The organism is Yinghuangia sp. YIM S09857 (genome assembly GCF_051388915.1).
Lineage (GTDB): Bacteria > Actinomycetota > Actinomycetes > Streptomycetales > Streptomycetaceae > Yinghuangia.
Genome location: NZ_JBPKBH010000030.1, coordinates 43477 through 64805, shown reverse-complemented (window position 1 = coordinate 64805; position 21329 = coordinate 43477). Strand labels below are relative to the sequence as shown.

The 21329-nt window shown below is 71.5% G+C and carries 19 protein-coding genes; 12 read left to right on the top strand and 7 right to left on the bottom strand.

Annotated elements, in window-relative coordinates:
* Window positions 1-106: 106 nt before the first annotated feature.
* Entirely contained in the window at window positions 107-2332 is a 2226-nt protein-coding gene (locus ACRX5S_RS38465) for an MMPL family transporter (protein ID WP_436777914.1), read from the bottom strand.
* 142 nt (window positions 2333-2474) lie between these two features.
* Between ACRX5S_RS38465 and ACRX5S_RS38460 the strand changes: the two genes are divergently transcribed.
* From ACRX5S_RS38460 to ACRX5S_RS38440, 5 genes are all read left to right on the top strand, one after another.
* Window positions 2475-3215 carry a response regulator transcription factor gene (locus ACRX5S_RS38460; RefSeq protein WP_436777913.1) on the top strand — a complete coding sequence of 247 codons (741 nt, stop codon included), beginning with the start codon at window positions 2475-2477 and terminating at the stop codon, window positions 3213-3215.
* Between the two features lie 47 nt (window positions 3216-3262).
* On the top strand, window positions 3263-4885 hold the full coding sequence (locus tag ACRX5S_RS38455) for a sensor histidine kinase (RefSeq protein WP_436777912.1): 1623 nt from the start codon (window positions 3263-3265) through the stop codon (window positions 4883-4885).
* A 91-nt stretch (window positions 4886-4976) separates the two neighbouring features.
* On the top strand, window positions 4977-5900 hold the full coding sequence (locus ACRX5S_RS38450; RefSeq protein WP_436777953.1) for a branched-chain amino acid transaminase: 924 nt from the start codon (window positions 4977-4979) through the stop codon (window positions 5898-5900).
* A 183-nt stretch (window positions 5901-6083) separates the two neighbouring features.
* Entirely contained in the window at window positions 6084-7358 is a 1275-nt protein-coding gene (locus ACRX5S_RS38445) for a sensor histidine kinase (protein ID WP_436777911.1), read from the top strand.
* 67 nt (window positions 7359-7425) lie between these two features.
* Window positions 7426-8085 (top strand): response regulator, encoded by a 660-nt coding sequence (locus ACRX5S_RS38440; RefSeq protein ID WP_436777910.1) that lies wholly within the window; start codon window positions 7426-7428, stop codon window positions 8083-8085.
* Here ACRX5S_RS38440 and ACRX5S_RS38435 read toward each other — a convergent pair.
* A complete protein-coding gene (locus ACRX5S_RS38435; RefSeq protein WP_436777909.1) occupies window positions 8046-8999 on the bottom strand; it encodes a helix-turn-helix domain-containing protein in 954 nt (317 codons plus the stop codon). The two genes, ACRX5S_RS38440 and ACRX5S_RS38435, sit on opposite strands and share 40 nt — an antisense overlap.
* A gap of 76 nt (window positions 9000-9075) precedes the next feature.
* Between ACRX5S_RS38435 and ACRX5S_RS38430 the strand changes: the two genes are divergently transcribed.
* From ACRX5S_RS38430 to ACRX5S_RS38415, 4 genes are all read left to right on the top strand, one after another.
* Entirely contained in the window at window positions 9076-9885 is an 810-nt protein-coding gene (locus tag ACRX5S_RS38430) for an alpha/beta fold hydrolase (RefSeq protein ID WP_436777908.1), read from the top strand.
* Window positions 9886-10264: 379 nt separating this feature from the next.
* Window positions 10265-11221, top strand: a complete 957-nt coding sequence (locus tag ACRX5S_RS38425; RefSeq protein WP_436777907.1) for an alpha/beta hydrolase — start codon at window positions 10265-10267, stop codon at window positions 11219-11221.
* A complete protein-coding gene (locus ACRX5S_RS38420; RefSeq protein ID WP_436777906.1) occupies window positions 11205-12395 on the top strand; it encodes an acyltransferase family protein in 1191 nt (396 codons plus the stop codon). Before ACRX5S_RS38425 ends, ACRX5S_RS38420 begins: the two co-directional genes overlap by 17 nt.
* Window positions 12396-12573: 178 nt before the next feature.
* A complete protein-coding gene (locus ACRX5S_RS38415; RefSeq protein WP_436777905.1) occupies window positions 12574-13518 on the top strand; it encodes an alpha/beta hydrolase in 945 nt (314 codons plus the stop codon).
* Window positions 13519-13692: 174 nt separating this feature from the next.
* Here the strand turns inward: ACRX5S_RS38415 and ACRX5S_RS38410 are convergent, their stop codons facing one another.
* The 5 genes from ACRX5S_RS38410 to ACRX5S_RS38390 all read right to left on the bottom strand — a co-directional run bounded on the left by ACRX5S_RS38410 (window position 13693) and on the right by ACRX5S_RS38390 (window position 18256).
* Window positions 13693-14559 carry a hypothetical protein gene (locus ACRX5S_RS38410; protein ID WP_436777904.1) on the bottom strand — a complete coding sequence of 289 codons (867 nt, stop codon included), beginning with the start codon at window positions 14557-14559 and terminating at the stop codon, window positions 13693-13695.
* Window positions 14556-17072 (bottom strand): hypothetical protein, encoded by a 2517-nt coding sequence (locus ACRX5S_RS38405; RefSeq protein WP_436777903.1) that lies wholly within the window; start codon window positions 17070-17072, stop codon window positions 14556-14558. Before ACRX5S_RS38405 ends, ACRX5S_RS38410 begins: the two co-directional genes overlap by 4 nt.
* Before the next feature lie 3 nt (window positions 17073-17075).
* Window positions 17076-17480: a DUF6507 family protein gene (locus ACRX5S_RS38400; protein WP_436777902.1), complete on the bottom strand. Its 405-nt coding sequence runs from the start codon at window positions 17478-17480 to the stop codon at window positions 17076-17078.
* 108 nt (window positions 17481-17588) lie between these two features.
* Complete coding sequence (locus ACRX5S_RS38395) at window positions 17589-17900, bottom strand: pore-forming ESAT-6 family protein (RefSeq protein WP_436777901.1); 312 nt, start codon at window positions 17898-17900, stop codon at window positions 17589-17591.
* A 23-nt stretch (window positions 17901-17923) separates the two neighbouring features.
* Entirely contained in the window at window positions 17924-18256 is a 333-nt protein-coding gene (locus ACRX5S_RS38390) for a hypothetical protein (RefSeq protein ID WP_436777900.1), read from the bottom strand.
* 216 nt (window positions 18257-18472) lie between these two features.
* Between ACRX5S_RS38390 and ACRX5S_RS38385 the strand changes: the two genes are divergently transcribed.
* The 3 genes from ACRX5S_RS38385 to ACRX5S_RS38375 all read left to right on the top strand — a co-directional run.
* Window positions 18473-18856: a hypothetical protein gene (locus ACRX5S_RS38385; protein ID WP_436777899.1), complete on the top strand. Its 384-nt coding sequence runs from the start codon at window positions 18473-18475 to the stop codon at window positions 18854-18856.
* Window positions 18853-20193, top strand: coding sequence for an EsaB/YukD family protein (locus ACRX5S_RS38380; protein ID WP_436777898.1), 1341 nt, complete (start codon window positions 18853-18855; stop codon window positions 20191-20193). The genes ACRX5S_RS38385 and ACRX5S_RS38380 overlap by 4 nt, the downstream gene beginning before the upstream one ends.
* 28 nt (window positions 20194-20221) lie before the next feature.
* A partial coding sequence (locus ACRX5S_RS38375) for a cellulose synthase operon protein YhjQ/BcsQ (RefSeq protein ID WP_436777897.1) occupies window positions 20222-21329 on the top strand: 1108 nt, incomplete at its 3' end.

Below are 21329 nucleotides of genomic sequence, written 5' to 3'. Positions count from 1 at the left end.
GGTCCGGCGGCCGTCCCGGTCACGGCACTCGGCACATGCTCCTCAATCGTGCTCAGTCGTGCTCAGTCGTGCTCAGCCCCAGTCCCACTGCCCGAGCACAGGGCGCTCACCGGTCCGCGCCGACCGGCACACGCACCGGCTCGACGGGCTTGTCCGGCGGGTCCACGGCCAGGTGCGGCAGACGGCGGTCGAGCCACTTGGGCAGCCACCAGTTCGCACTGCCGAACAGGTGCATGACCGCGGGCACCAGGACCATGCGCAGCAGGAAGGCGTCCAGCGCGACCGCCCCAGCGAGCCCGAGCCCCGCCATCATGCCCTCGCGGTCCCCGCTCAGCACGAACGAGCTGAACACGAAGATCATGATGAGCGCCGCGCAGTTGATGACGCGTCCGGTCGCCGCCTGGCCGGTGCGCACCGCACGGGAGTTGTCGCGCGTGTGCACCCACTCCTCGTGCATGCGGCTGACCAGGAACACCTGGTAGTCCATCGACAGCCCGAACAGCAGCGGCAGCATGATCACCGGCAGGAAGGACACGATCGGCCCCTCCTTGCCGAGGCCCAGCAGGTCCATGCCCCAGCCCCACTGGAACACCATCACCAGCAGGCCGAACGACGCTCCCGCGGCGAGCAGGTTCATCACCGCGGAGGTCAGCGGGACCAGCAGGCTGCGGAACGCGACCAGCATCAGCAGCGCGCCCAGCCCGATGATCAGCGCGATGAAGGCCGGGAGGCGGTCTCCGATCACCGCCGCGAAGTCCTTCTGCACCGCGGTGTCCCCGCCGATGTGCACCTTCAGGGTGGTGCCCTCGGCGGCGTCCGGAACGGTGTGGTCGCGGAGCCGGTCGATCAGCCTGTCGGTGGCCTCGGCCTGCGGCGAGGTCGTCGGCACGACCTCGATCACCCGGGTCGACGCGGCGAGCCCGGACAGGTCGGCGGGAACCGGCATTTCGACGGCGCGGACCACGCCGGGGGTGCGGCGCACGTCCTCGACCAGGGTGTCCAGCGCCTGCCGGTCGCCCTCGCCGTTGAGCTCCGCCACCATCAGCAGCGGTCCGTTGAAGCCCGGACCGAAGCCGTCCGCGAGCAGATCGTAGGCCTGCCGCACGGTCTGCGAAGTGGGCTGGTTCCCCTGGTCGTTGGCGCCGAGGCGCAGCGAGAAGACCGGGATCGTGAGCGCCGCCATCACCGCGACGGCCACCGCGCCCAGCAGACGCGGGCGGCGTTGGATCCAGCCGGCCCACCGCACCGCGCGACGTCCCGCCTCCTCGTCGCCCGGCTTCGGCGCCTCACCGGCGGCGATCGTCGCGGCGAGCTCCCGGCGTTCGCGGCGGCTGAGGGTGCGCGGCCCGAGGAAGCCGAGCACGGCGGGCAGCAGCGTCGCGGCGGCGAGCACGCTCAGCAGGACGATCAGCGTGGTGGCGATGGCGATGCCGTTGAGGAACCCGATGTCCACCGCGAACAACGAGAGCAGCGCCGCGCATACGGTGCCGCCCGCGAAGAGGACCGCGCGGCCCGAGGTGTCGAGTGCGCGTACCGCGGCCTCCTCGGGGGTGAGGCCGGCCTTGAGGCCGTTGCGGTGCCGCGTCACGATGAACAGCGCGTAGTCGATCGCGACGCCGAGGCCGATCAGACTGCCGAGCAGCGACGCCACGTCGGGAATGTCGACGACGTGGCTGAGCAGCATGATCCCGGCGAAGCCGGTGCCGACCGCGAACACGCCGTTGAGCAGCGGGAGAAGCATCGCGAACAGCGAGCCGAACGCGAAGAACAGGATCACCCCGGCGGCCAGGAACCCGACCACCTCGGCCAGTCCGGTCGGCGGCTGCTGGGCGAACGCGATGGCCTGGCCGCCGAGTTCGACCTTGAGCCCGTCGGTGCGCGCGTCCTCGGCGCGGTCGATGACCTTCTCGGTGTTGTGCGCGTCGAGTTCGTACACCTGGTGGATGAACGTCACCTGGGCGTAGGCGATGCGGCCGTCCGCGCTGACCTGTGTGGCGCCGTCGGGCTCGTACGGGCCAACCACCCGGCCCACATCGGGCATGCGGGAGATGTCGGCGAGGGCGGCCGACATGCGTTCGCGCACCGCGGGGTCGTGGACCGAGCGGCCCTCGTCGACCTGCCACACGATGGTGTCGACGTCGCCCGAGCGGTCCGGGAAGGCCTCGCTCATCCGGTCGTACGCCGCCGACGAGCCGGTGCCGGGCAGGCTGAAGACGTTCGAGTACGCGCTGCCCGCCACCACGCTCGCCCCGACCGTGCCGAACAGGGCGGCCACCCAGAGCAGCACCACCGCCCACCGGTGCCGGAGGCACCACCGCGCCCACGCCGCCATGTCGTTCCCCTTCCGCAGTACACCTGTCGTGGGCCCACCGTCCGCCGTCGGGCGGGGGCGGTTCGCGGGGCGGGGGCAGACTCACAGGAAGCTCACAGGCGTTCCCGGGCAGTTCCGCAAACTGCCGCCCGATACTGGGTCAATGACCACCAGTCGGGCACAGGCGGGGGCAACGGTCCTCATCGTCGAGGACGAACCGAGCATCGCAGACGTCCTGGCGATCACCTTGCGGTTCCACGGCTTCGAGGTGGCGACCGCGGACACCGTGCGGTCGGCGCTGGAGCAGGCGCGCGCGGTGCGTCCGGACGCGGTGCTGCTGGACATCGCGCTGCCGGACGGCGACGGCCGCCAGGTCTGCCGGGTCCTGCGCGAGGAACGACCGGACGTCGCCGTCGTGTTCCTCACCGCCCGGGACGCACCTGCCGACGTGGTCAAGGGGTTGACGCTGGGCGGTGACGACTACATCACCAAGCCCTTCAACGTGGACGAACTGGTCGCCCGCACCCGGGCGGTGCTGCGGCGCACCCGGCAAGTCGCCGACCCGGCCGCGCCACCCGCCCCGCGCCCGCCCGTACTCCGGCACGGCGGGCTGGAGTTGGACGAGGCGACGTACACCGCGCGGCGCGGCGGGCGGGACGCCGACCTGACGCCGACCGAGTTCGCGCTGCTGCGGCACCTGATGCGGCACGGGGACCGCATCGTGCCGAAGGAGCAGTTGCTGCGCGAGGTGTGGCGGTACGAGCACGCCCCGGACTCGACGGTGGTCGAGACGTACATCAGTTATCTGCGCCGCAAGCTGGACCCGTTGGCGCCAAACGAGCCGCCCCTCATCGTGACGCGGCGCGGGGTGGGGTACGGGCTGCGCCCGGTGGCTCCGGCGTGAGGCGGCGGCGCGGGGAACGGCGGCGACCGTTCCCGCACGCCATCCCGATGGTCGCGAAACTGGCGATCAGCAGCACGGTGGTCCTGACCATGGGCCTGGTCGTGTTGATCTGCTTCAGCGTCATGGGGATCCGGCACTACCTGACGTCCGGCATCGACGACGACCTGGACATGGGGCGCGACGGCATCGAGCAGTCGCCGATGACGGCCGAGGGAATCTCGATGCTGTTGCAGGACACCGCCCTGCTGCGCGCGGGCATGCAGTCGGTGATCCTGCACGGCAACGTCTTCACCCTCGTCGACGCGAACGGCACGGTGATCCCGTTCGGTTCGGGCGAGCCGGAGCCGGTGCAGCGCGCCCTGGCGGCGGCGGTCCGCGGGTCCCAGGACCTGGCGACGGACCGGGGGCCGCGCGACATCACACTCGGCGGCGAGGGCTATCGGACGGTCACCGCCGCGCTCGACGACGGCAACTTCCTCGTGCTCGCCCAGCCCACCGACGAGGTCGACGACGTGGTGCTCAAGGTCGTGCACCTCGAACTCGTGGTCGGCGGCGTGCTGGTGGTGCTGCTCGGCACGTTCATCTACTTCGGGGCGCGCTGGCGGCTGCGGCCGCTGGAGGACATGGTCGAGACGGCGTCCGGCATCGCGGAGGGCGGTCCGGACCGACCCAACCTGTCGCGGCGGGTGGCCCCGCGACAGAAGACGTTCCGCGAGGTGGAGCAACTGCGGACCGCGCTGAACGCGATGCTCCAGCAGGTGGAGTCGGCGTTCGAGACGCGCGAGCACGCGGCGGTGCACCTCAAGCGGTTCGTCGCCGACGCGTCGCACGAACTGCGCACCCCGCTCGCGGCGATTCGCGGCTACCTCCAGTTGTACGAGCGGGGCATGCTCGCCGACGAGGACGAACGCACGCGGGCGCTCACCCGGATGAGCGCGGAGACCGAGCGCATGGCGAGGCTCGTGGACGAACTGCTGGCGCTGGCAAGGCTCGACCAGCGGCCGCAGCTCCGGCCGCGGGCTGTGGACCTGACGCGCGTGGTCCGTGAGGCCGCGGCGGATCTGCGGGCGCAGCAACCGGGCCGGCGGGTGCTGCTGGAGGTAGCGGAGCGCTGCGACGTGCTCGCGGACGAGGCGCTGCTGCGGCAGATCGTGGGCAATCTGCTGACGAACGTGCGGGTGCACACTCCGGAGTCGGCGGGTGTGTGGGTGTCGGTCTCGGAAGCAGCGGTGCCCGCGGCTGGTGTGTCCGGGGCGGCCATATCCGGGGCGGCCGTGTCCGGGGTTGATGTTTCCGGGGTTGCCGCGTCCGGAGCCGCGCCGGAGTCGCCGGCCGGTGCCGTTGGGGGCCGCCGGGCCGTGCTCACGGTGCGCGACGACGGGCCCGGCATGCGTACCGAGGACGCCGACCGCATCTTCGACCGCTTCTTCCGCGCCGCGCAGGAGACTTCCGGCGCGGCCGGCGGAGGGAAGCCGGGCAGCGGGCTCGGGATGGCCGTGGTGAGCGCGGCGGTCGCGGCGCACGGGGGCGAGGTACGCGTCGAGACCGAGCCCGGCAAGGGTCTGGCCGTCGTCGTGGAACTGCCGCTCGCCTGCGCGGACCTGGTCGGCACGGAGGAACCGGCCGTGGGTTCGGCGGTCCGGGCGTCCCATTCTGCGGAATCCCTCTAGTGGATCAGTGAGAACACATCTAATGTGCCACTTCATAAGTGGCACATTAGGCGTGCCTTTATTGATCCACTTCGGATGACGCGTGGAGGCGATGGTGGCACTGCCCGAGGCGGACTGGATCTGGATGGACGGCGGGCTCGTGCCCTGGGGCGACGCCAAGGTCCATGTGCTCACGCACGGCCTGCACTACGGCACGGGCGTCCTGGAGGGCACCCGCGCCTACCCGACACCGCAGGGCCCCGCTGTGTTCCGGCTCGACGACCATCTCAAGCGGCTGGCGGCGAGCGCGCGGATCCTGGGCATGCGCATCCCGTACGACACCTCCGTGCTGCGCGCCGCGACGCTGGAGCTCGTGCGCGCGAACGGCCTGGACTCCTGCTACCTGCGGCACCTCGCCCACCTCGGATACGGCGACATGGGCCCGCTGATCCGCCCCGACTCGCCGGTGAGCGTGTCGATCGCGGCCTGGCAGTGGGGCGCGTACCTCGGCGAGGACGCGGCGACGCGCGGCATCCGCCTCAAGACCTGCTCGTGGCGCCGCAACGACCCCAACGCGCTTCCGCCCGCGGCGAAGGCCACCGCCGGATACCTCAACGCGACCCTCGCCAAGACCGAGGCCGTCACGGCCGGATACGACGAGGGCGTGCTGCTCTCGGCCGACGGCTTCGTCAGCGAGTGCAGCGCCGCCAACGTCTTCGCGGTGCGGGACGGGGTGCTCTGCACGCCGCCCGCGTACGCCGGGGCGCTGCGCGGCCTGACCATGGACACCGTGCTGACCCTCGCGGCCGACCTGGGCCTGGAGACGCGCGTGGAGAACCTGCTGCGCAGCGACCTCTACACGGCGGACGAGCTGTTCCTGTGCGGGACCGCGTCGGAGGTCGTGCCGGTGCGGGAGATGGACGACCGCGAGATCGGGGTCGGGCCGGTGGCGACGAAGATCCAGGCGGCGTACCTGGCAGCGGTCACGGGGACGGACGAGCGGTACGCGCACTGGCTGACGCCGGTCGGGGACTGACGGTCGAGCGGCTCGGCGGGTCCAGGCAGGCCGCCGAGCCCCTCTGCCAATCGGTGGCGGACAGTCAAGCGGCCGGACCGACGGACGGCCGCCGGTACGTGACGGACCCCCTACCCGGGTAGGGGGTCCGTCGCGTACCCGGGTGTGACGCCCGGTCCGGCCGCGGCCCGTAGCGTGGGGCAGATGCACGTCCGGGACATCAGAGACAGCGTCATGGCCCAGGTCGGGCGCGTGCTGCGCCCCCTGGTGGCGGCGCTGTGGCGCGGTACGGCCGACCCGTGGGAGCCGCGCGGCTGGTCGCCGGGCCTGCGCCGGAGGTGGCCGTTCCGCCGGGTGTCCTCGCGGACCGCGAGCCTCGCCCTGGACGTGCTGACCGCGCTGATCGTACTCGCGAGCACGTCGACGTACCTGATCGACAACGTGCCCAAGTATTCGCCCAACTTCCTGATCCTGACCGCGGCGGCCCTGTCGGTGCCGCTGATCCTGCGGCACTGGCACCCCCTGGGTGCGTGGCGCATGTCCATACTGGCGACGCTGTGGACCGCGGACCGGAACTGGGAGGGCAACCAGTACCTCGCGGGCGGCGTGATCGTGCTGCTGGCGATCCTCTACACGGTCGCGGTGCGCTGTGAGCGGCACATCACCATCGGCGTCGCCGTGGTGACGATCGCCCCGGCCTGGGGCATCGACCAGCAGTCGGGCTTCGTCGCGGCGATCCTCGTGCTGGTGCCGCTGCTGGCCGGGTACAACGTACGGGTGCGCCGCTCGGGCGCGCGCGAGCTGGAGCAGCGCGAGGAGATGCACCGCGAGGAGCGGGCGGTGCTGGCGGAGCGGCAGCGCATCGCACGCGAGATGCACGACGTCGTGGCGCACCACATGTCGGTGATCGCGATCCAGGCGGAGGCGGCGCCGTACCGCGTGCCGGACCCGGATCCGGTGCTGGCCAAGAGCTTCGCGGACATCCGGGCCAACGCCCTCGCGGGCCTGGCCGACCTGCGGCGCATCCTGGGCGTGCTGCGCGAGGAGTCGTCCGCACCGCTCACGGCCCCGCAGCCGGACCTGGACCGCATCGCGGAACTGGTCGACAACGCGTGCGGCACCGGGACGGACGTGACCGCGGAGGTGGACCGGCCGGACCGCGACCTCCCGCCCGCCGTGGGCCTGGCGGCGTACCGGATCGTGCAGGAGGCGCTGAGCAACGCCCTGAAGCACGCGCCGGGGGCGGCAGTTCGCGTATCGGTCGCGCCGACGGACGACGAACTGCGGGTTGTCGTACGCAACGACGCCCCGCCGGCGGGCGCACCCGCGTCGGACGACGCCGCCGGCACCGGCGGCGGCCACGGGCTGCCCGGCATGCGAGAACGCGCCACTTCCCTCGGCGGCACCTTCACGGCCGCCCCCGAACCCGACGGCGGCTTCGCGGTGCACGCGTCGCTGCCCCTCACGGAGGACACATGAGCGACGAGCGGATCATCGGGGGGCTGCGTCGCACGCACGCGGCCGCCGGGCGCGGCGAGGTGGGGGCATGAACATCACGGTCCTGCTCGCCGACGACCAGGCCATGGTGCGGGAGGGGTTCGGCGTCCTGTTGGGCGCGCAGCCGGACATCGAGGTCGTCGGGACGGCGGAGAACGGCGAGGTCGCGGTGCACCGGGCGGCCGAACTGGCGCCGGATGTGGTCCTGATGGACGTACGCATGCCCGTCCTCGACGGCCTGGCGGCGACGCGGCGGATCACCGCGGCGTCGAGCGCGACGAAGGTGCTGGTGCTGACCACGTTCGACCTCGACGACTACGTCTACGAGGCATTGCGCGCGGGCGCGAGCGGATTCCTGCTCAAGGACGCCTCGGCGGGCGAACTGGCCGAAGCGGTACGGGTGGTCGCGGCCGGGGACGCGCTGATCTCGCCCGGCATCACGCGCCGCCTGATCGCCGAGTTCGCCCGCCTGGGCGGCCCGCGCGCCCCGCAGCGCGAGCGCGTCGAGGGGCTGACCGACCGCGAGACCGAGGTGCTGACGCTCGTGGCGCGCGGCCGGTCCAACACGGAGATCGCGCAGGAGCTGATCGTCGCGGAGCAGACGGTGAAGACGCATGTCAGCCGCATCCTGATGAAGCTGGGCGTGCGGGACCGGGCGCAGGCGGTCGTCTACGCGTACGAGACGGGGCTCGTGCGGCCCGGGGAGTGACGCCGCGTCGTGGCCGCCCGCGCCGTCGCCCGCCGCGCCGTGGCCGACGGTGCCGTCACCCGCCGCGCCGTCGTCGGCCACGCGATGTCGTCGACGGTCAGGAACGGCTCGTCGACGACCGCCGCCGGGGTCGCCCCGGTGAAGCCCATGACGTCGCGGTGCAGGTGGGACTGGTCGAAGTAGCCGCTCTCCGCGGCAACTTCGGCCGCGCGCTCGCCGGCGACCAGGCGGTGCGCGGCGCGATCGAAGCGGACCAGCTTCGCGGCGCTCTTGGGAGACATGCCGATCTGCGCGGTGAACCGGGACCACAACCGCTTGCGGCTCCAACCGAGTTCGGACGCCAGATCCTCGACTCGGAGGAGGCCGTCGGCGGCCGTCGTCCGGCGCCAGGCCCAGGCGACCTCCGGGTCCACCCGCCCGGGTACCGAGCTCCGTTGCGTGAGCGCGGAATCCAGCAGCGCGAACCGTTCCGCCCACGACTTGGCCTCGTCCAACCGCTCACTGATGCGGGCCGCTTCCCGCCCCCACAGGTCACCGAGCGGCAACACCGCAGCACCGGCCAAATCGGCGGCGGAGATGCCGAGAACCGCGTGGGCGACGGTCGGCGACAGGCGTACCTGCACACACGAGACGTCCCCGCCCCACGCACGCACGTTGCCCCCGAGGCCGAGCCCCGGTCCGGCGAGGGCGCTGCCCCGGCGGCGGCGTCCGGTGCCGTCGTCCAGGACGTAGGCGCCGGCACCGAACTCCACGATCAGGGTCACGGCCGGATGCGGGATTATGCGCAGGCCGTCCGCCGGGGTGAACGGGATGCGGAACCCGGCCATGTCGACACCGGCGAGCCGACTGGGCCGCGACGGCCGCGCGACCTCCCAGGCCGCCGATCGATCCGGTGCGCTGGCGGTTGACCGCATACTCCGATGCTACGCGGCTCCGCCCGGGGAACATTTGTCCAATCCACACCCCACCCGCGGCGCACAGGCTGAGCACATGACTCCCTCCACCGAACACACGATCCTGCCGCTGGACGCCGGCGACATCCACATCTGCCAGGACGGCCCGTGCGACGCCCCCGCCCTGCTGCTCATCCACGGCTCGGCGGCGTCGACCACCTCGTGGGACCTCCTGGTCCCGCTGCTCACCGCGTCCCACCACGTGATCCGCATCGACCTGCTGGGCCACGGGCGCTCGGCCAAGCCGGCGGACCGGCAGGGGTACGCCGTACCGCGGCAAGGCCGCACCGTCGCCGCCGCTCTCGACCGCCTCGGCATCACCCGGGTCACCGCCGTCGGCCACTCCAGCGGCGGCTACACCGCCACCGCCCTCACCGAGCACCGCCCCGACCTCGTCGGCGGCCTCGCCCTCGTCAACACGGGCCCGGGCCTGCACGCCTACACCGCGCCGGACGCCCTCGCCATCGACCCGGCGCAGTGGCCCCCGACCGACGCCCAAATCCGCCAACTCGCCGCCACCGGCTTCACCGAGGGCTACGAACTCCCCCGGCACATGGTCGACGAGGTCCGCGAGACCCCGCTGCACGCCTTCGCCGGAACACTCCAGGCGTCGACCGCTTACCTCGCCGAAGGCCCCGTCCCGGACCGCCTGAAGCACCTCGGAAAGCCCCTGCACGTCATCTATGGCGACCTGGACCGCCGCTGGAGCCCCGCCTCCTTCGAGGACTACCGGGCAGTCCCCGACGCGGCGATCACCGCCATCCCCGACACCGGCCACTCTCCCATCCTCGAAGTCCCGGACCGGACCGCGGAATTGCTCCTGGCATTCACGAAGCTTCACGTGTGACACCCATGACGGGCGGTTGCCCCAGGGCATCGACGAGTGCCTGAGGGCGACCGCCTGCACGCGCGGCTCAGCAACTCGGCCGTCGAACCGGAATGCGCTCGCCACCGCCATCCACCGGGCACGCCTGCTGCCCCGGACCGTCGGCCCTGAGGCCGAACCGGCCACACCGTGTCGAGGCGAACTGCGCGTGCTTCAAGGTCACTTGTATCGGCGTGTTCCACCATCCCGTGGTCGGGCGTGGAAGGGCATGTCCCTTCTCACCCCCGTCATACCGCGGTACTACGTGGGTGGACGGCTCCTTGGGGCGATTCAGGCTACAGAGTGCGGTCCATAGCTTCCTGATCAGCAGTCACCACAACGCTGAACAGGGAGGATTCGTATGCGGCGGGCACGTCGGCGGGTTCGTACCGCGTTGGCCGCGGCCTTGGCGGCGGCGGCCGTCGCGCTGACGACGGCCGCGGCGCCGGCGGGTGATCCGTACGCCGCACCACGCGCGGTTCCGTTCGGAGTCGACCTGAGCGCGCGGTACGGCGCGGTGCGGGAGGACATCGGTCGGGCGTACGACACCGCTCGGCGTGCGCACGACCGCGACATGCGCGAGTCGCTGGGCCAACTGCTGGCCCCTGGGCGGCAGTTCCTGGCCTTTGACGCGCGCGGGTCGGGGCGGGTTGTCGAGGTGCTCGGGGATCTGGCCCGCGCCGATCGGATCGCGGTGGTGGTGCCGGGAGCCGACGGGCGTGTGACGAACTTCGACTCGCGGAAGTTCGCGGGAGGCTCGGCATCGGCGTTGGCCGAGCAGATGCGGGCCGAGGCGCCCGACGTACGGGTGGCCGTCGTCGCGTGGCTCGGATACGCCGCCCCCGCCTCGCTGAGCACCGCCATCCTCACGGACGACCGTGCCGTCGGCGGTGCGCGCCGCCTCGAAGGGCTGGTCGCGGAGCTCCGCACGCTGAATCCCTCCGCGCCGATCGGCCTGCTCTGCCACAGCTACGGGTCCGTTGTGTGCGCGAAGGCAGCGGACGGGCCGTCGGTGGACGACATCGTGTTCTTCGGCAGCCCTGGGACGGGGGTCGACGACGTCGGGGACCTCCACACCTCGGCCCGGGCCTGGGCCGGACGCGGCTCCCGCGACTGGATCCAACTCGTCCCGCACGCCCGCCTGTTGGGGTTCGGATTCGGCGCCGATCCGGTGTCCCGGGGCTACGGGGCGCGCATCTTCGACGCGGGATCGGTCGGCCACAGCGACTACTTCAAACCGGGCACCGCCGCGCTGCGGAACCTCGCCCTGATCGCACTCGGGCGGGAAGCGGAGGTCGGTCGTGCCGGGCATCGTTGAGAAAGGCCGTGCCGTCAAAGAGAGTTGGTCGGAACGGACGCGTCGGGTCGACGCGGTCACCCCGCCGCACCGCGACCGGGCAGCCGACGCTCTGCGCGCGATGGCCATCGTCGGCGTCGTGCTCGGGCACTGGCTCGTGACCGCGTTCGTCGACACCGGGGACGGCCTGGGCGTGCGCAGTCCCCTCTCCGAGCAGCCCGCCCTCACCCCGGTGAGCTGGGTGTTGCAGACGCTAGCGGTGTTCTTCCTGGTCGGCGGCTACTCCGGGGCAATCGGCCTGCGCGGCTCGAAGGTCCCGTACGGCACCTGGCTGCGCACCCGCTTGGCCCGCCTGTTCAGACCGGCGGTCGTGCTGCTCGGCGTCTGGGCGGCCGCGGTCAGCGTCCTGACCTGGGCAGGGCTGGACCTCGGGACCCTGCGCAGCATGGTCAAGCTGGTCTTCAGCCCCTTGTGGTTCCTGGTCGTGTACGCCGCACTCACAGCGCTCACCCCCGCGGTCGCCGCGCTCTGGCGGCGCACCCGCTGGTACGGACTCGCTCTGCTCGTCGGCCTCGTCGCGGCCGTGGACGCGGGCCGCTTCGCGGGCGACGGCCCGTCGTGGCTCGGGTGGACCAACATTCTGGTCGGCTGGCTGGTGCCGTACTACCTCGGAGTCGCGTGGGCGCACGGCGCGTTCGCGCGGCGGAGTACCGCGTACGGCCTGCTCGGAGGCGGCGCGGTGGCAACTGTCGTGCTCGTCCTGACCGCGGGCTATCCCGCGAGCATGGTCGGCGTGCCCGGGGTCGCGGTGTCCAACCTCAACCCGCCGACGCTCGCGGCGGTCTGCTTCGGACTCGCCCAGGTCGGCGCCGCGATGCTCGTCCGTGAACCGCTCGCCCGCGTCATGCGGCGGCGCCCCGGGCTGTGGGCGGTGGTCGCGCTCGCGAACCTGTCCGCGATGACGGTGTTCCTGTGGCACCAGACGGCGATGATGACCGTCACGGTCTCCCTGCGCGCCGCGGGTGCCCTCCCCGGGCTGCACACCGCGCCCGATCATGCGGTCTGGGTGCTCCAACGTGTCGTATGGATTCCGGTATTCGCCGTGACAGCGGCAGCCCTTTGGATGGTTTTCCATAGATTCGAGAGGGTTACCGGCGCGCGAAGGCGAACGGGCACGGCCGTACGATCCGGGTGACCGAACGCGTGTCGGCCCAACCGTGCCGATGTGCCGACGCATGGCGGCTGCGTCCACGACGCGGTCCGCGGGAGGATCGCATCGGGCCCAAGGCTCCCCCTCTGCCTTGGGCCGCTCCCACCCCCCCCCGGCGGGCAAACCCTCCGACGGGCTTCCCTCCCAGCAGTCGAGGTGACACATGGCGTACGCCCTGGACCCCGAGGTCGCCGCCGCGGTGGCGATGATGCCCGGTACCCCGCTGACCGACCTCGTCGCGATGCGCGGCATGGAATCGATGCTCACCGAATTCTTCGGCGAGTCCGACACGACCGGCGTCGACGTCCTGGACACCACGGTTCCCGGTCCGGAGGGCGCACCCGACGTGCCGGTGCGGCTGTATACCCCGCAGAACCGCGAACGCGGGCCGGTCCCGCTGGTGTTCAACGTGCACGGCGGCGGGTTCGTCATCGGCTCGGTGGAACTCGACCACCCCGGCTGCCTGGAGTTGTGCCGCGCACTGGGCGTGGTGGTCGCGTCGGTCGAATACCGGCTCGCCCCCGAGAACCCCTACCCCGCGGGTCTGGAGGACTGCTACGCCGCACTGACCGCCGTCGTCGCCGCGAGCGGCGAACTCGGCATCGACCCGCACCGCGTCGCCCTGCACGGCGCGAGCGCGGGCGGCGGACTGGCCGCGGCCCTCGCCCTGCTGTGCCGCGACCGCGGCGGACCGGCGCTGTGCTTCCAGTACCTCGGCATCCCGGAGCTGGACGACCGCCTCGAAACGCCCAGCATGGTCGCCTTCGTCGACACCCCGGGCTGGAACCGGCCCAACGCCGAGATCAGTTGGGACGCGTACCTCGGCCCCGGACGGCGCGGCGGCGACGACGTACCGGTGTACGCGGCCCCGGCCCGGGCCACCGACCTGTCCGGGCTGCCGCCCGCGTACATATCGGTCATGCAGTTCGACCCGCTGCGCGACGAGGGCATCGCCTACGCCCAGGCGCTGCTCGCCGCCGGCGTGAACGTCGAACTCCACCTCTTCCCCGGCACCTTCCACGCGTCCCGCCTCGCCCGCCAGGCCGAGGTGTCGCGGCGCGAGGGAGCCGAGGAGATCGCCGTGCTGCGCCGGGCCCTGTTCGGCTGATCGGCGCCCGGCCACCCCCACCGGCGGAGAGGCGGTGGCCGGGCACCTCAGACCGAACCGAGCCCACGGGGGAGGGCCGTCCTCAACCAGGCGGCACGAAGGCGGGACCGGCAATCGTCGTGGTGTCAGCCGGTCCCGCCGCTCCGGCCCTGTGCCTGTTCACGGACAAGGCAGTCAGTGCAACCAGTGCCGCGTCGTGATCCCTCTGTCATGCGGATCCTCGGGCCAGATCCGCTTCGCCCGGGCGCGCAACGCGACCTGATAGAACGGCAAATCCCGTTCCTCCTCAACCACTTCGACCGGGTATGCGAATCCGCCGGCACCGCCGAGGCCCGCCATCCGGGACCGAATCCCGACCACGTCCGCCCTCGGATCGGTCACCACGACGTACACCCACGTGTGCGTCCCCGGCGAGTGGTGCTGCGCACGCGAGCGCCACGCCCTCCCTACCAGGCGTACGTCGGGCAGAGCGGCTGCTGCCTCCGCAATCGCGTTGTCGAGGCCGCCGCGTGTGATCGCGGCCTCGTGCGACGCCTCGGACCACGGGTCGAAGTAGTACAGGACATCGACGTCGTCCTGGTCCAGGGAGTATTCCGCGTCCGATGAGAACCCCGCCGGATCGGCGGAGATGTCGCCGAGCAGGTTGGTCTCCGCCGTGGTGAGCCGCACATCCTGGACGGCGATCGCGGCGGTCAGCAGCGGCGCGGCCACGGCGGGACCGCCTTCGGCGAGTGCCTGCCATGCCGCCGCTTCGGCGGAGTCGGACAGCCGACCGGAGAAGCGGCGGAGCAGGAGGACTACGGCCTCTTGGATGGAGAGCACCACGGGAACGACGCGATTTGGACGTCGGGCGACGTGTTCCGAATACTTGGCCTCGACGGCCCGGCATCCGTTGTCGAACTCGGCCCGCTGGAGCGGGCCGACCTCCGTCGGGTCGAAATCCAGTGCGTACCGCACGCGGAATTCGTCGATCCAGGCGGTGAGTTCGCGGGACCGGGCGACGACCTTCGGGTGGATGTCCGGTTCCGGACTACCGGTCACAGGAATTTCACCCCTCGCCAGCCAACCCCGGGAAGGCTGAGGAAACGCTTTCCGAACTCCGTGCCCCCGTCGATCGCGGCGATTTCCGAGGGCCAGGGGCAGCCCTCCCCTTGGTACTTCGATTCTCTCGCCCGCTTCAGCAGATCCATGACGGCGTCATACTCCACCCGGGTGGGCGGCGGATTCATCGTTTTGAGCGCCCTGCTCAAGTCCCGAAATACCCCCTCGGCCTGCCCCGAGTTCTCGAAGTTGTACCCGGCCTTCGCCCAGGTGTAGCCGCCGTTCACGGATCCCGTCTGCAGTTCGATCCGCTGGACGCCCGAGCTCCGGTACCAGTTCTCCAAATGCAGGCTGAACTCCGTTCCGAACCCCTTGCCGCGGAATTTCTCCTTGAGCCACAGGGTGTCGTGCTTCACGAACATCTTGTCGTTGCGTTCGAGATGGAAGTCCCTGACCATGTGCCCGATGTTGGCGCCGTTGCGGTCGAGGATCTCGGCACGCCATGTGACCGTGTTGCCGGTGGACCTGGCTGTGGTGACCCTGACGGTGTACTCCCCGGAACCGAAAGTGCCGTCGACGCCGCGCTGGATCTCCGGAATCAGGTGGGCGGGGCTCAGGTCCTTGCCCATCAGGTCGCGGATCTGCGGCGGATCCGGCAGGGCCGGTCCCGGCGGTGTGGGGCGCGTGGGCGGCGGCGGCGGTGGGCCGTCTCCGCCGCCGGTCGGGAGGTCGTCGCCTAGGTGCCCCGGGTCATCCGGTATGCCGTTGCCGTCGAGGGCCGTCGGCAACCGGCCGTCCGGCAGGTCGTGCCCGCCTGGCGGATCGGTGTGACCGCTCGGACCGTCGAACCATCCTCCGGGCCTCGGAACGTCCGCCGGCCCCCCGCCGGGACTGTCGAACTGCGTTCCCGGCCGCGGCCAAGGCTGCGGAGTGGGTCCGAAAGGCGAGGTGTCGACCGGTCCGGCCGGCGTGGCTCCGCCGGGGACCCGCGGCGTGCCCGTGCCCGGCAACGCCGCGCTCGGCGGCAGGTCGCCGAGGTTGTCCCCGGTGCTGTACGGCGCCTGGTCCGCACCGACGGCCACGAGTGGCGGTGTGTCGGCCGGGACATGGACGGGCGGCGTGCCGTCCGGGAGATCGGCGAGGTCGCCGTCGTCTGCCTCGGAGGTCTCGTCCAGGGGGCGCAAGTCGTCCCCGGACATCTCGGCCGGCACCTCGTCGTCCGGTTGCTTGGCGCCCTCGGGGAACTCCAGTGTCCCGTCGGGGTGCAGGAGCGAGCCGTCCGGCAGTTTGACGGTGCCGTCCGGAGGGAGCTCCGGAACGAGGGTCGTGCCGTCCGGGAGGACGAAGCCGCCGTTCGGCAGCTCGATGCCCTTGAAGGCGTCGAAGTCAGTGAGCTTGACGGTGAGTTCACCGATGCTCCCGATTCCCCGCAGGCCCGCGCCGATGCCCTTGCCGACGTAGGTCATCGGGTCGACGATCTCCCCGATCTTGGCGAGCGTGGAAACCGCTCGGGCGGTGAGCCCGGCCCCTTCGGCCGCGGTCCCGCCGCCGAACGAGGCGAGCGCGGTCACCACATTGAAGGTGACGACCCCGGCGGCCTTCCCGGGGTTCTCGCTCCAGTCGTCCCAGGCGATCAGTGATTTTCCGAACTCCCCGGTGATGACGAGGCTTTCGTCCATGTAGTCCTTGAGCGGGCCGTCCGGCATGGTGGTGACCTTCGCCAGCAATCCCGGCGTCCACAGGATGCACAGGCCGACCGCCAGCTTCCCGACGCCTTCCCAGGCCGCGCCGCAGTCGTCGTCCAGCGGGTTGGCGAGCGTGGCGAGCCCGGTCAGCGTGCCCCAGAGGCCCTCGACGACGATGCCGTCCCAGAAGAAACTCTTGAGGTGGTAGCCGAATTCGTCCCAGTAGTGGTCCTCGGTGACCGTCTTACCCCAGGGCGTCTCCTGGGCCTGGGCCATGTCCTCGGGTTTGAACCCGTACATGGAGTCGGCGCCGCTGCCGTCGTCCGCGGTCCACTGCTTGCAGGAGAACAGCGCGAGGATCTTGTTGGCCGCGTTGCGCTCGGCCTCCCAGAACTGCCCGACCACGGTGGCGATGTCGGCGATGTACGCGTTGTTCTCGGCGACCTTGGCCTCGTCGTACGTCCACTCGTCGTCGTCGCTGATCGCCGACACGAACGCCTCGGCGTCCGCCCGCAGTTGGTTGAGCCTCGTGACCAACGGCCGGATCGCCTCGAAATACTCGGACAGCGTGCCGCCGACCGTAGCCAACTCGTCGGCGAAGGAGTCGGCGCGGGTCATGACGGTCTCGGTGGTGGCGAACAATTGCTCGGCCTCGGGGGCCTTGTAGCAGGACGCCAGCCCTTGGAACCGGGTGTGCACGGATTCGCCGATGCCGCGAAACGCCTCGGCGTCCCCGGTCAGCGCGGCGTGGTCAAGCTCCAATTGCCCCAAGTACCCGGTGTACGTGGGGATTCCGGTGGGATCGACGCGATCGGGGACCTCTCCCACGCCTCACCCCCCGTCCACGGTGCCGTGCTCGGCACCGTCGTCGGGGTCCGGGTTCAGGTCGATCTCCGGGGTTTCCAGGGCCTTGCCCTGGGCCTCCGCGGCCATCTCCAGGTCGCCTTCGAGATAGGCGACCGTCGCGTCGTAGGCACCTTGCAGCGACGCCCCCGCGCGGGCTGCGACGTATGCGACGTCCTCTTGCGTGATCCCGGCCCATTCCGCCAATGCCGCCCCCACCAACCCGACTTCGGGCACCTCTTGGCCGGCGAACGCCAGTGTTCCGGCGGACCGTATGGCGCTCTCCAGGTTGCCGCCGTAGCCCTCGCCCCACGGCTCGATCTCCTCGGCGGCCTCGATCGTGGTGTTCAGCACCCCCTGGACGCCGATCGCGTCGATCTCCCAGCCTGACATCTCCCTCTCCCCCTGCCCGCGCTGTCGACCTGCTGCCGTCGACGTGCCTGGCGCCGACTTGAATGCTCCGGAACTCCCCCGTCAACGGTTCGGTGCCGGTACGGCAGTTCAGCCGATGCCGTCCACCGCCGCCTTCGCCCGCCCAAGGGCGGTCTGTGCCGTTATGTCGTTGTTCTCCAGGGTCGTGCGCAACAGGCCGATGATGGCCTGGACTTCGGCCGCGGCGTTGGTCCAGCGCTGTTCGACGGCGTGGTATTGCTCGGACACGCCGTCCGCTTGGAAATCCGCCATCGCGGACTTGACCTGGCCGTCCCGTGCGGCGATCACCTGCTCCAACTGCGTGATGACGCCTTGCAGGTTCGCCTGCGCCTCACCCGACGCGCCGATGTCGTATCCGCGCCGATCGGCATTTGCCGCCATGACTGGTATCCCCTGTCGTCGGTTCAGCGGGCCCCGAAGCGGGCCGCGTCGAAATTGGCCGCGGCCATGGACTGGTTGGCATTGTCCGCGGATTCCTGTTCACCGCCCTGGAAGGCCTGATCCATTCCCGCCTGGCCTCCTAGAATTGCGGACAACGCGCTGTTCAAAGACCCCGTGATCTCGTCCGAACGCGCCTTGAATCCGTCGTAGGCGGCCTTTCCGGCACCGGTGAACTTTCCCTCCAACGGCTCCGCGGCCATCAGCAACTGCCGGATCAGCGTCCCGAGATCGTTACTCGATCCCTGCGACTGACGGGCGAGCGTGGTGAGCGTCTGGTTTCCCATGTCAAACTTCACAGCGATTTCATCCCCTTCTGACGGAACATGATCTCCGCCCGGCCCGACACCGCGGGAACCGAATCCGGAAAGGCTTCGTCCGACCTGAGTATGTCCGACGTGACGACCTGGCACCCGGTTCCCTGATACCGGCCGACGCCGCTTGAGAATGAGGGATTGCCCTCAATGGGCGGCCGCTTCGTGTGGGTCGTCCGGTCCGAGGGAAAGGAGGCGGGCGTGGCCCGCGACTACGACAGTCAGTTGCTGGAATCGGTGGCCGTACGGCGCCGGCGGCTGCGCGACGCGCTGCTGTTCGGGTCCCTGCGGATCCGGCGCAGCCATGAGGAAGGCCTGGGCAAGGTGTTCGGCGGAGTCGCGCTCGCGATGGTGCTTGGCGCGGGGTGTGTCGGCTGGTCGTTCGTGGCTGACCAGCGCGCCGACAAGCGGAACGGGACGCCGTCCCCGAGCGCACCACCGGGCAATGGGCTTCGGGAAGTTGCGCCTGGGACCGGCGCTGTCTCGCCGCCGCCGCAGTTCGTTCCGCAGTTCCCACTCCCCCAGTCGCCTCCGAACATCCCGCCGACAACCCGGACTTCCTCGCCGCTTGGAGTGCCCTCGTGACCACGACCATGCGTTCCACCGACGTCCGCCTGAGCCGAGTCACCGTGGTCGGCGAGCGGCGGCGCATCGATTTGCTGCTGCCGTCCCGCGAGCCGGTCGGCGCGCTGCTGCCCGACCTGATCCGCATGCTTGAGGAACCGAGCGCCCCGACACCGGAGTTGCGCCGCCTGGTCACCGGACGCGGCGTGGTGCTGGCGCCGGACGACAGCCTCGCGTCGGCGGACGTGGCCGACGGCGCGGTTCTGCGCCTGGTACACCGCCGCGAGACCCCCGCGGCCCCTGTGGTGCACGACGTCACCGACGAGGCGGCCGACGACCTGGACCGCCGTCAGTGGCGCTGGAACGACGGCGTCCGCGACTGGACGGCGGGCACGGCCACGATCGTCCTCGCCCTGGTCACCGCCTTCTTGGCCCGCGACTGGCTGGGCACCGAGAAGGTCGCCGGATGGCTGGTCGGCGTCGCCGTCGGTACTGCGGCGCTGGGTGCGACCGCCGCGCGGTGGGGCAACCGTCCACTCGGCGGCGTCCTGGTCCTGCTCGGCGGCGCGACGGGTGCCGTAGGCGCGTGGTCGATGACGACGGACTCCGACCGGATGCGGCTGGCCGCCCTGGGTTTGACCGCAGTTGCGGTCTGCTTGCTGGCGGCCGTGTGCACCCCGATCGGCCGCGGAGGCTTGGTCGGCGGGGGTGTCGTCGCCGCCTTGGTCGGCGGCTGGGAGCTGGGCCTCGCGCTCACCGACCACCCGCACCGGGCAGCCGTGGCCGTGGGCACCCTGTCCGTCGTGGCACTCGGCGTCCTGCCGCGGTACGCGCTGATGGCGGCCGGGCTGACGCGCCTGGACGACCGCCGGTCGGGCGACTTCGCGGTGAGCCGCCACCAGGTCGACAGCGCGCTGACCGCGACTCACCGCGGGCTCGCGCTCGCCACCGTGGCCATGTCCGCAAGCGTCGGCGTCGCAGGGTGGATAGCGCTGACCGACGTGAACCGGTGGACTGTTGCGACGGCGGTGCTGCTGACGGTCGTCGTGCTGTGCCGGTCCCGGGCGTACCCGCTCGCCGTCGAGGTCGCCGCGATGCTGGCCGCGGGGGCCGTGCTCGCGGTCCGGCTCGTCGTGTTGTGGGCCGACCAGCCGGACGAGCCCGCGGTCCGGCCGCTCGCGGCGCTGTGCGTCCTGACGCTGCTGCCACTGGCCGCGTTCGTCGTACGTCCGCCGGACCACGTGCGGGTCCGGCTGCGCCGCGTCCTCGATGCCGTCGAATCCGTCGGCGTCATCGCCCTGATCCCCGTCTGTTTCGGCGCCTTCGGAGTGTACGGGCGCCTTCTGGACACGTTCTGACGATCTTCGGATGAGGAGGGCCCCGATCATGTCCGCACCCGGCAACTGGCAGCAGGACGTCTTCCGCGACATCACCGCCGCCTTGGAGCCCCCCGCGTCCGGCCCCGCGGAACCCCCGGGTCCGCGAGCGGCCTTCCCGTCCGGAGCGAACTCGGCGGCTCCGGCAGCACTGACCCGACCGGTACCTCCGAAGGAGGCCGAGCCCGCGGTCCTGCCGTCTCGCCGCAGCCCCGCGCCCGTGCCCGTCACGGCCCCCGAGTTCGACAGCATGCGGGGGCCCGTCCGGCGCGGCGACCCCCGCGCGCGGCGGGCCGTCCACCTGCTGCGGCGTGGCCTGGCCTCGTCCCCGTCCGCCGAGGCGGCATCCCTGGCCGACGTGGTGCGCCGAATCCAGCAGCCCATCACGACCGGACGCCAGATCGCGGTCTCCGGAGTGCGGGGCGGCGCGGGCAAGTCCACGGTGGCCGCACTTCTCGCGCTGACGCTCGGGCACTATCGCACCGACTCCGTCCTGGCCGTGGAGGCGGACGGCGCGCTCGGTACCCTTCCCGTCCGGCTCGGCGCCACCGAGGTCCAGTGGTCGTGCGCCGACCTCGCGGAGGCGGTCGACGCGTCCACGCCGCTGGAGGAGGTCACCCGATACCTGCTCCCCTTCTCCGGCGGCCGACTGCTGCCCGGGAGCAGGGGACTGGTAACCCGCAGCCGTCTGGCGCCGAAGACGTATTGGATGGCCATGGCCGCGCTGCGCCGCCACTTCGCCGCCACGGTGGTCGACTGCGAGAGCCTGCCCGCGGAGGTCGCGCGGCTCGCGATCTGCGCCGCCCAGTCCCGCGTCCTGGTGTCACCGACAACGGTGGAGGGCATCCGTACGACCAGACTGGTGCTGGACTGGCTCGACACCGTGGACCCGGTCATGCTGCCGACAACCGTCGTGGCCCTGGTGCAGGGCTCCCCCGACGCGGCCGTCGACGCGAAACGCGCCGCGTCGCAATTGGCGGTGCGCGGCATCGCGATGGTCGAAGTGCCCTACGACCGCAGCCTCGCGGTCGGAGGTGTCATCGACACGGGACGGCTGGCCCGGGCCACGCGCGACGCTGCGGCGCGGCTCGCCGCGGAGGCGATGGACCGGGCGGTCG

Excerpts from the sequence above, each read along its gene's own strand:
- ACRX5S_RS38460 (WP_436777913.1), top strand. The coding sequence starts at position 2,475 with ATGACCACCAGTCGGGCACAGGCGGGGGCAACGGTCCTCATCGTCGAG.
- ACRX5S_RS38455 (WP_436777912.1), top strand. The coding sequence starts at position 3,263 with ATGGTCGCGAAACTGGCGATCAGCAGCACGGTGGTCCTGACCATGGGC.
- ACRX5S_RS38435 (WP_436777909.1), bottom strand. The coding sequence starts at position 8,999 with ATGCGGTCAACCGCCAGCGCACCGGATCGATCGGCGGCCTGGGAGGTC.
- ACRX5S_RS38465 (WP_436777914.1), bottom strand. The coding sequence starts at position 2,332 with ATGGCGGCGTGGGCGCGGTGGTGCCTCCGGCACCGGTGGGCGGTGGTG.
- ACRX5S_RS38440 (WP_436777910.1), top strand. The coding sequence starts at position 7,426 with ATGAACATCACGGTCCTGCTCGCCGACGACCAGGCCATGGTGCGGGAG.
- ACRX5S_RS38445 (WP_436777911.1), top strand. The coding sequence starts at position 6,084 with ATGCACGTCCGGGACATCAGAGACAGCGTCATGGCCCAGGTCGGGCGC.
- ACRX5S_RS38425 (WP_436777907.1), top strand. The coding sequence starts at position 10,265 with ATGCGGCGGGCACGTCGGCGGGTTCGTACCGCGTTGGCCGCGGCCTTG.
- ACRX5S_RS38450 (WP_436777953.1), top strand. The coding sequence starts at position 4,977 with ATGGTGGCACTGCCCGAGGCGGACTGGATCTGGATGGACGGCGGGCTC.
- ACRX5S_RS38415 (WP_436777905.1), top strand. The coding sequence starts at position 12,574 with ATGGCGTACGCCCTGGACCCCGAGGTCGCCGCCGCGGTGGCGATGATG.
- ACRX5S_RS38400 (WP_436777902.1), bottom strand. The coding sequence starts at position 17,480 with ATGTCAGGCTGGGAGATCGACGCGATCGGCGTCCAGGGGGTGCTGAAC.
- ACRX5S_RS38430 (WP_436777908.1), top strand. The coding sequence starts at position 9,076 with ATGACTCCCTCCACCGAACACACGATCCTGCCGCTGGACGCCGGCGAC.
- ACRX5S_RS38395 (WP_436777901.1), bottom strand. The coding sequence starts at position 17,900 with ATGGCGGCAAATGCCGATCGGCGCGGATACGACATCGGCGCGTCGGGT.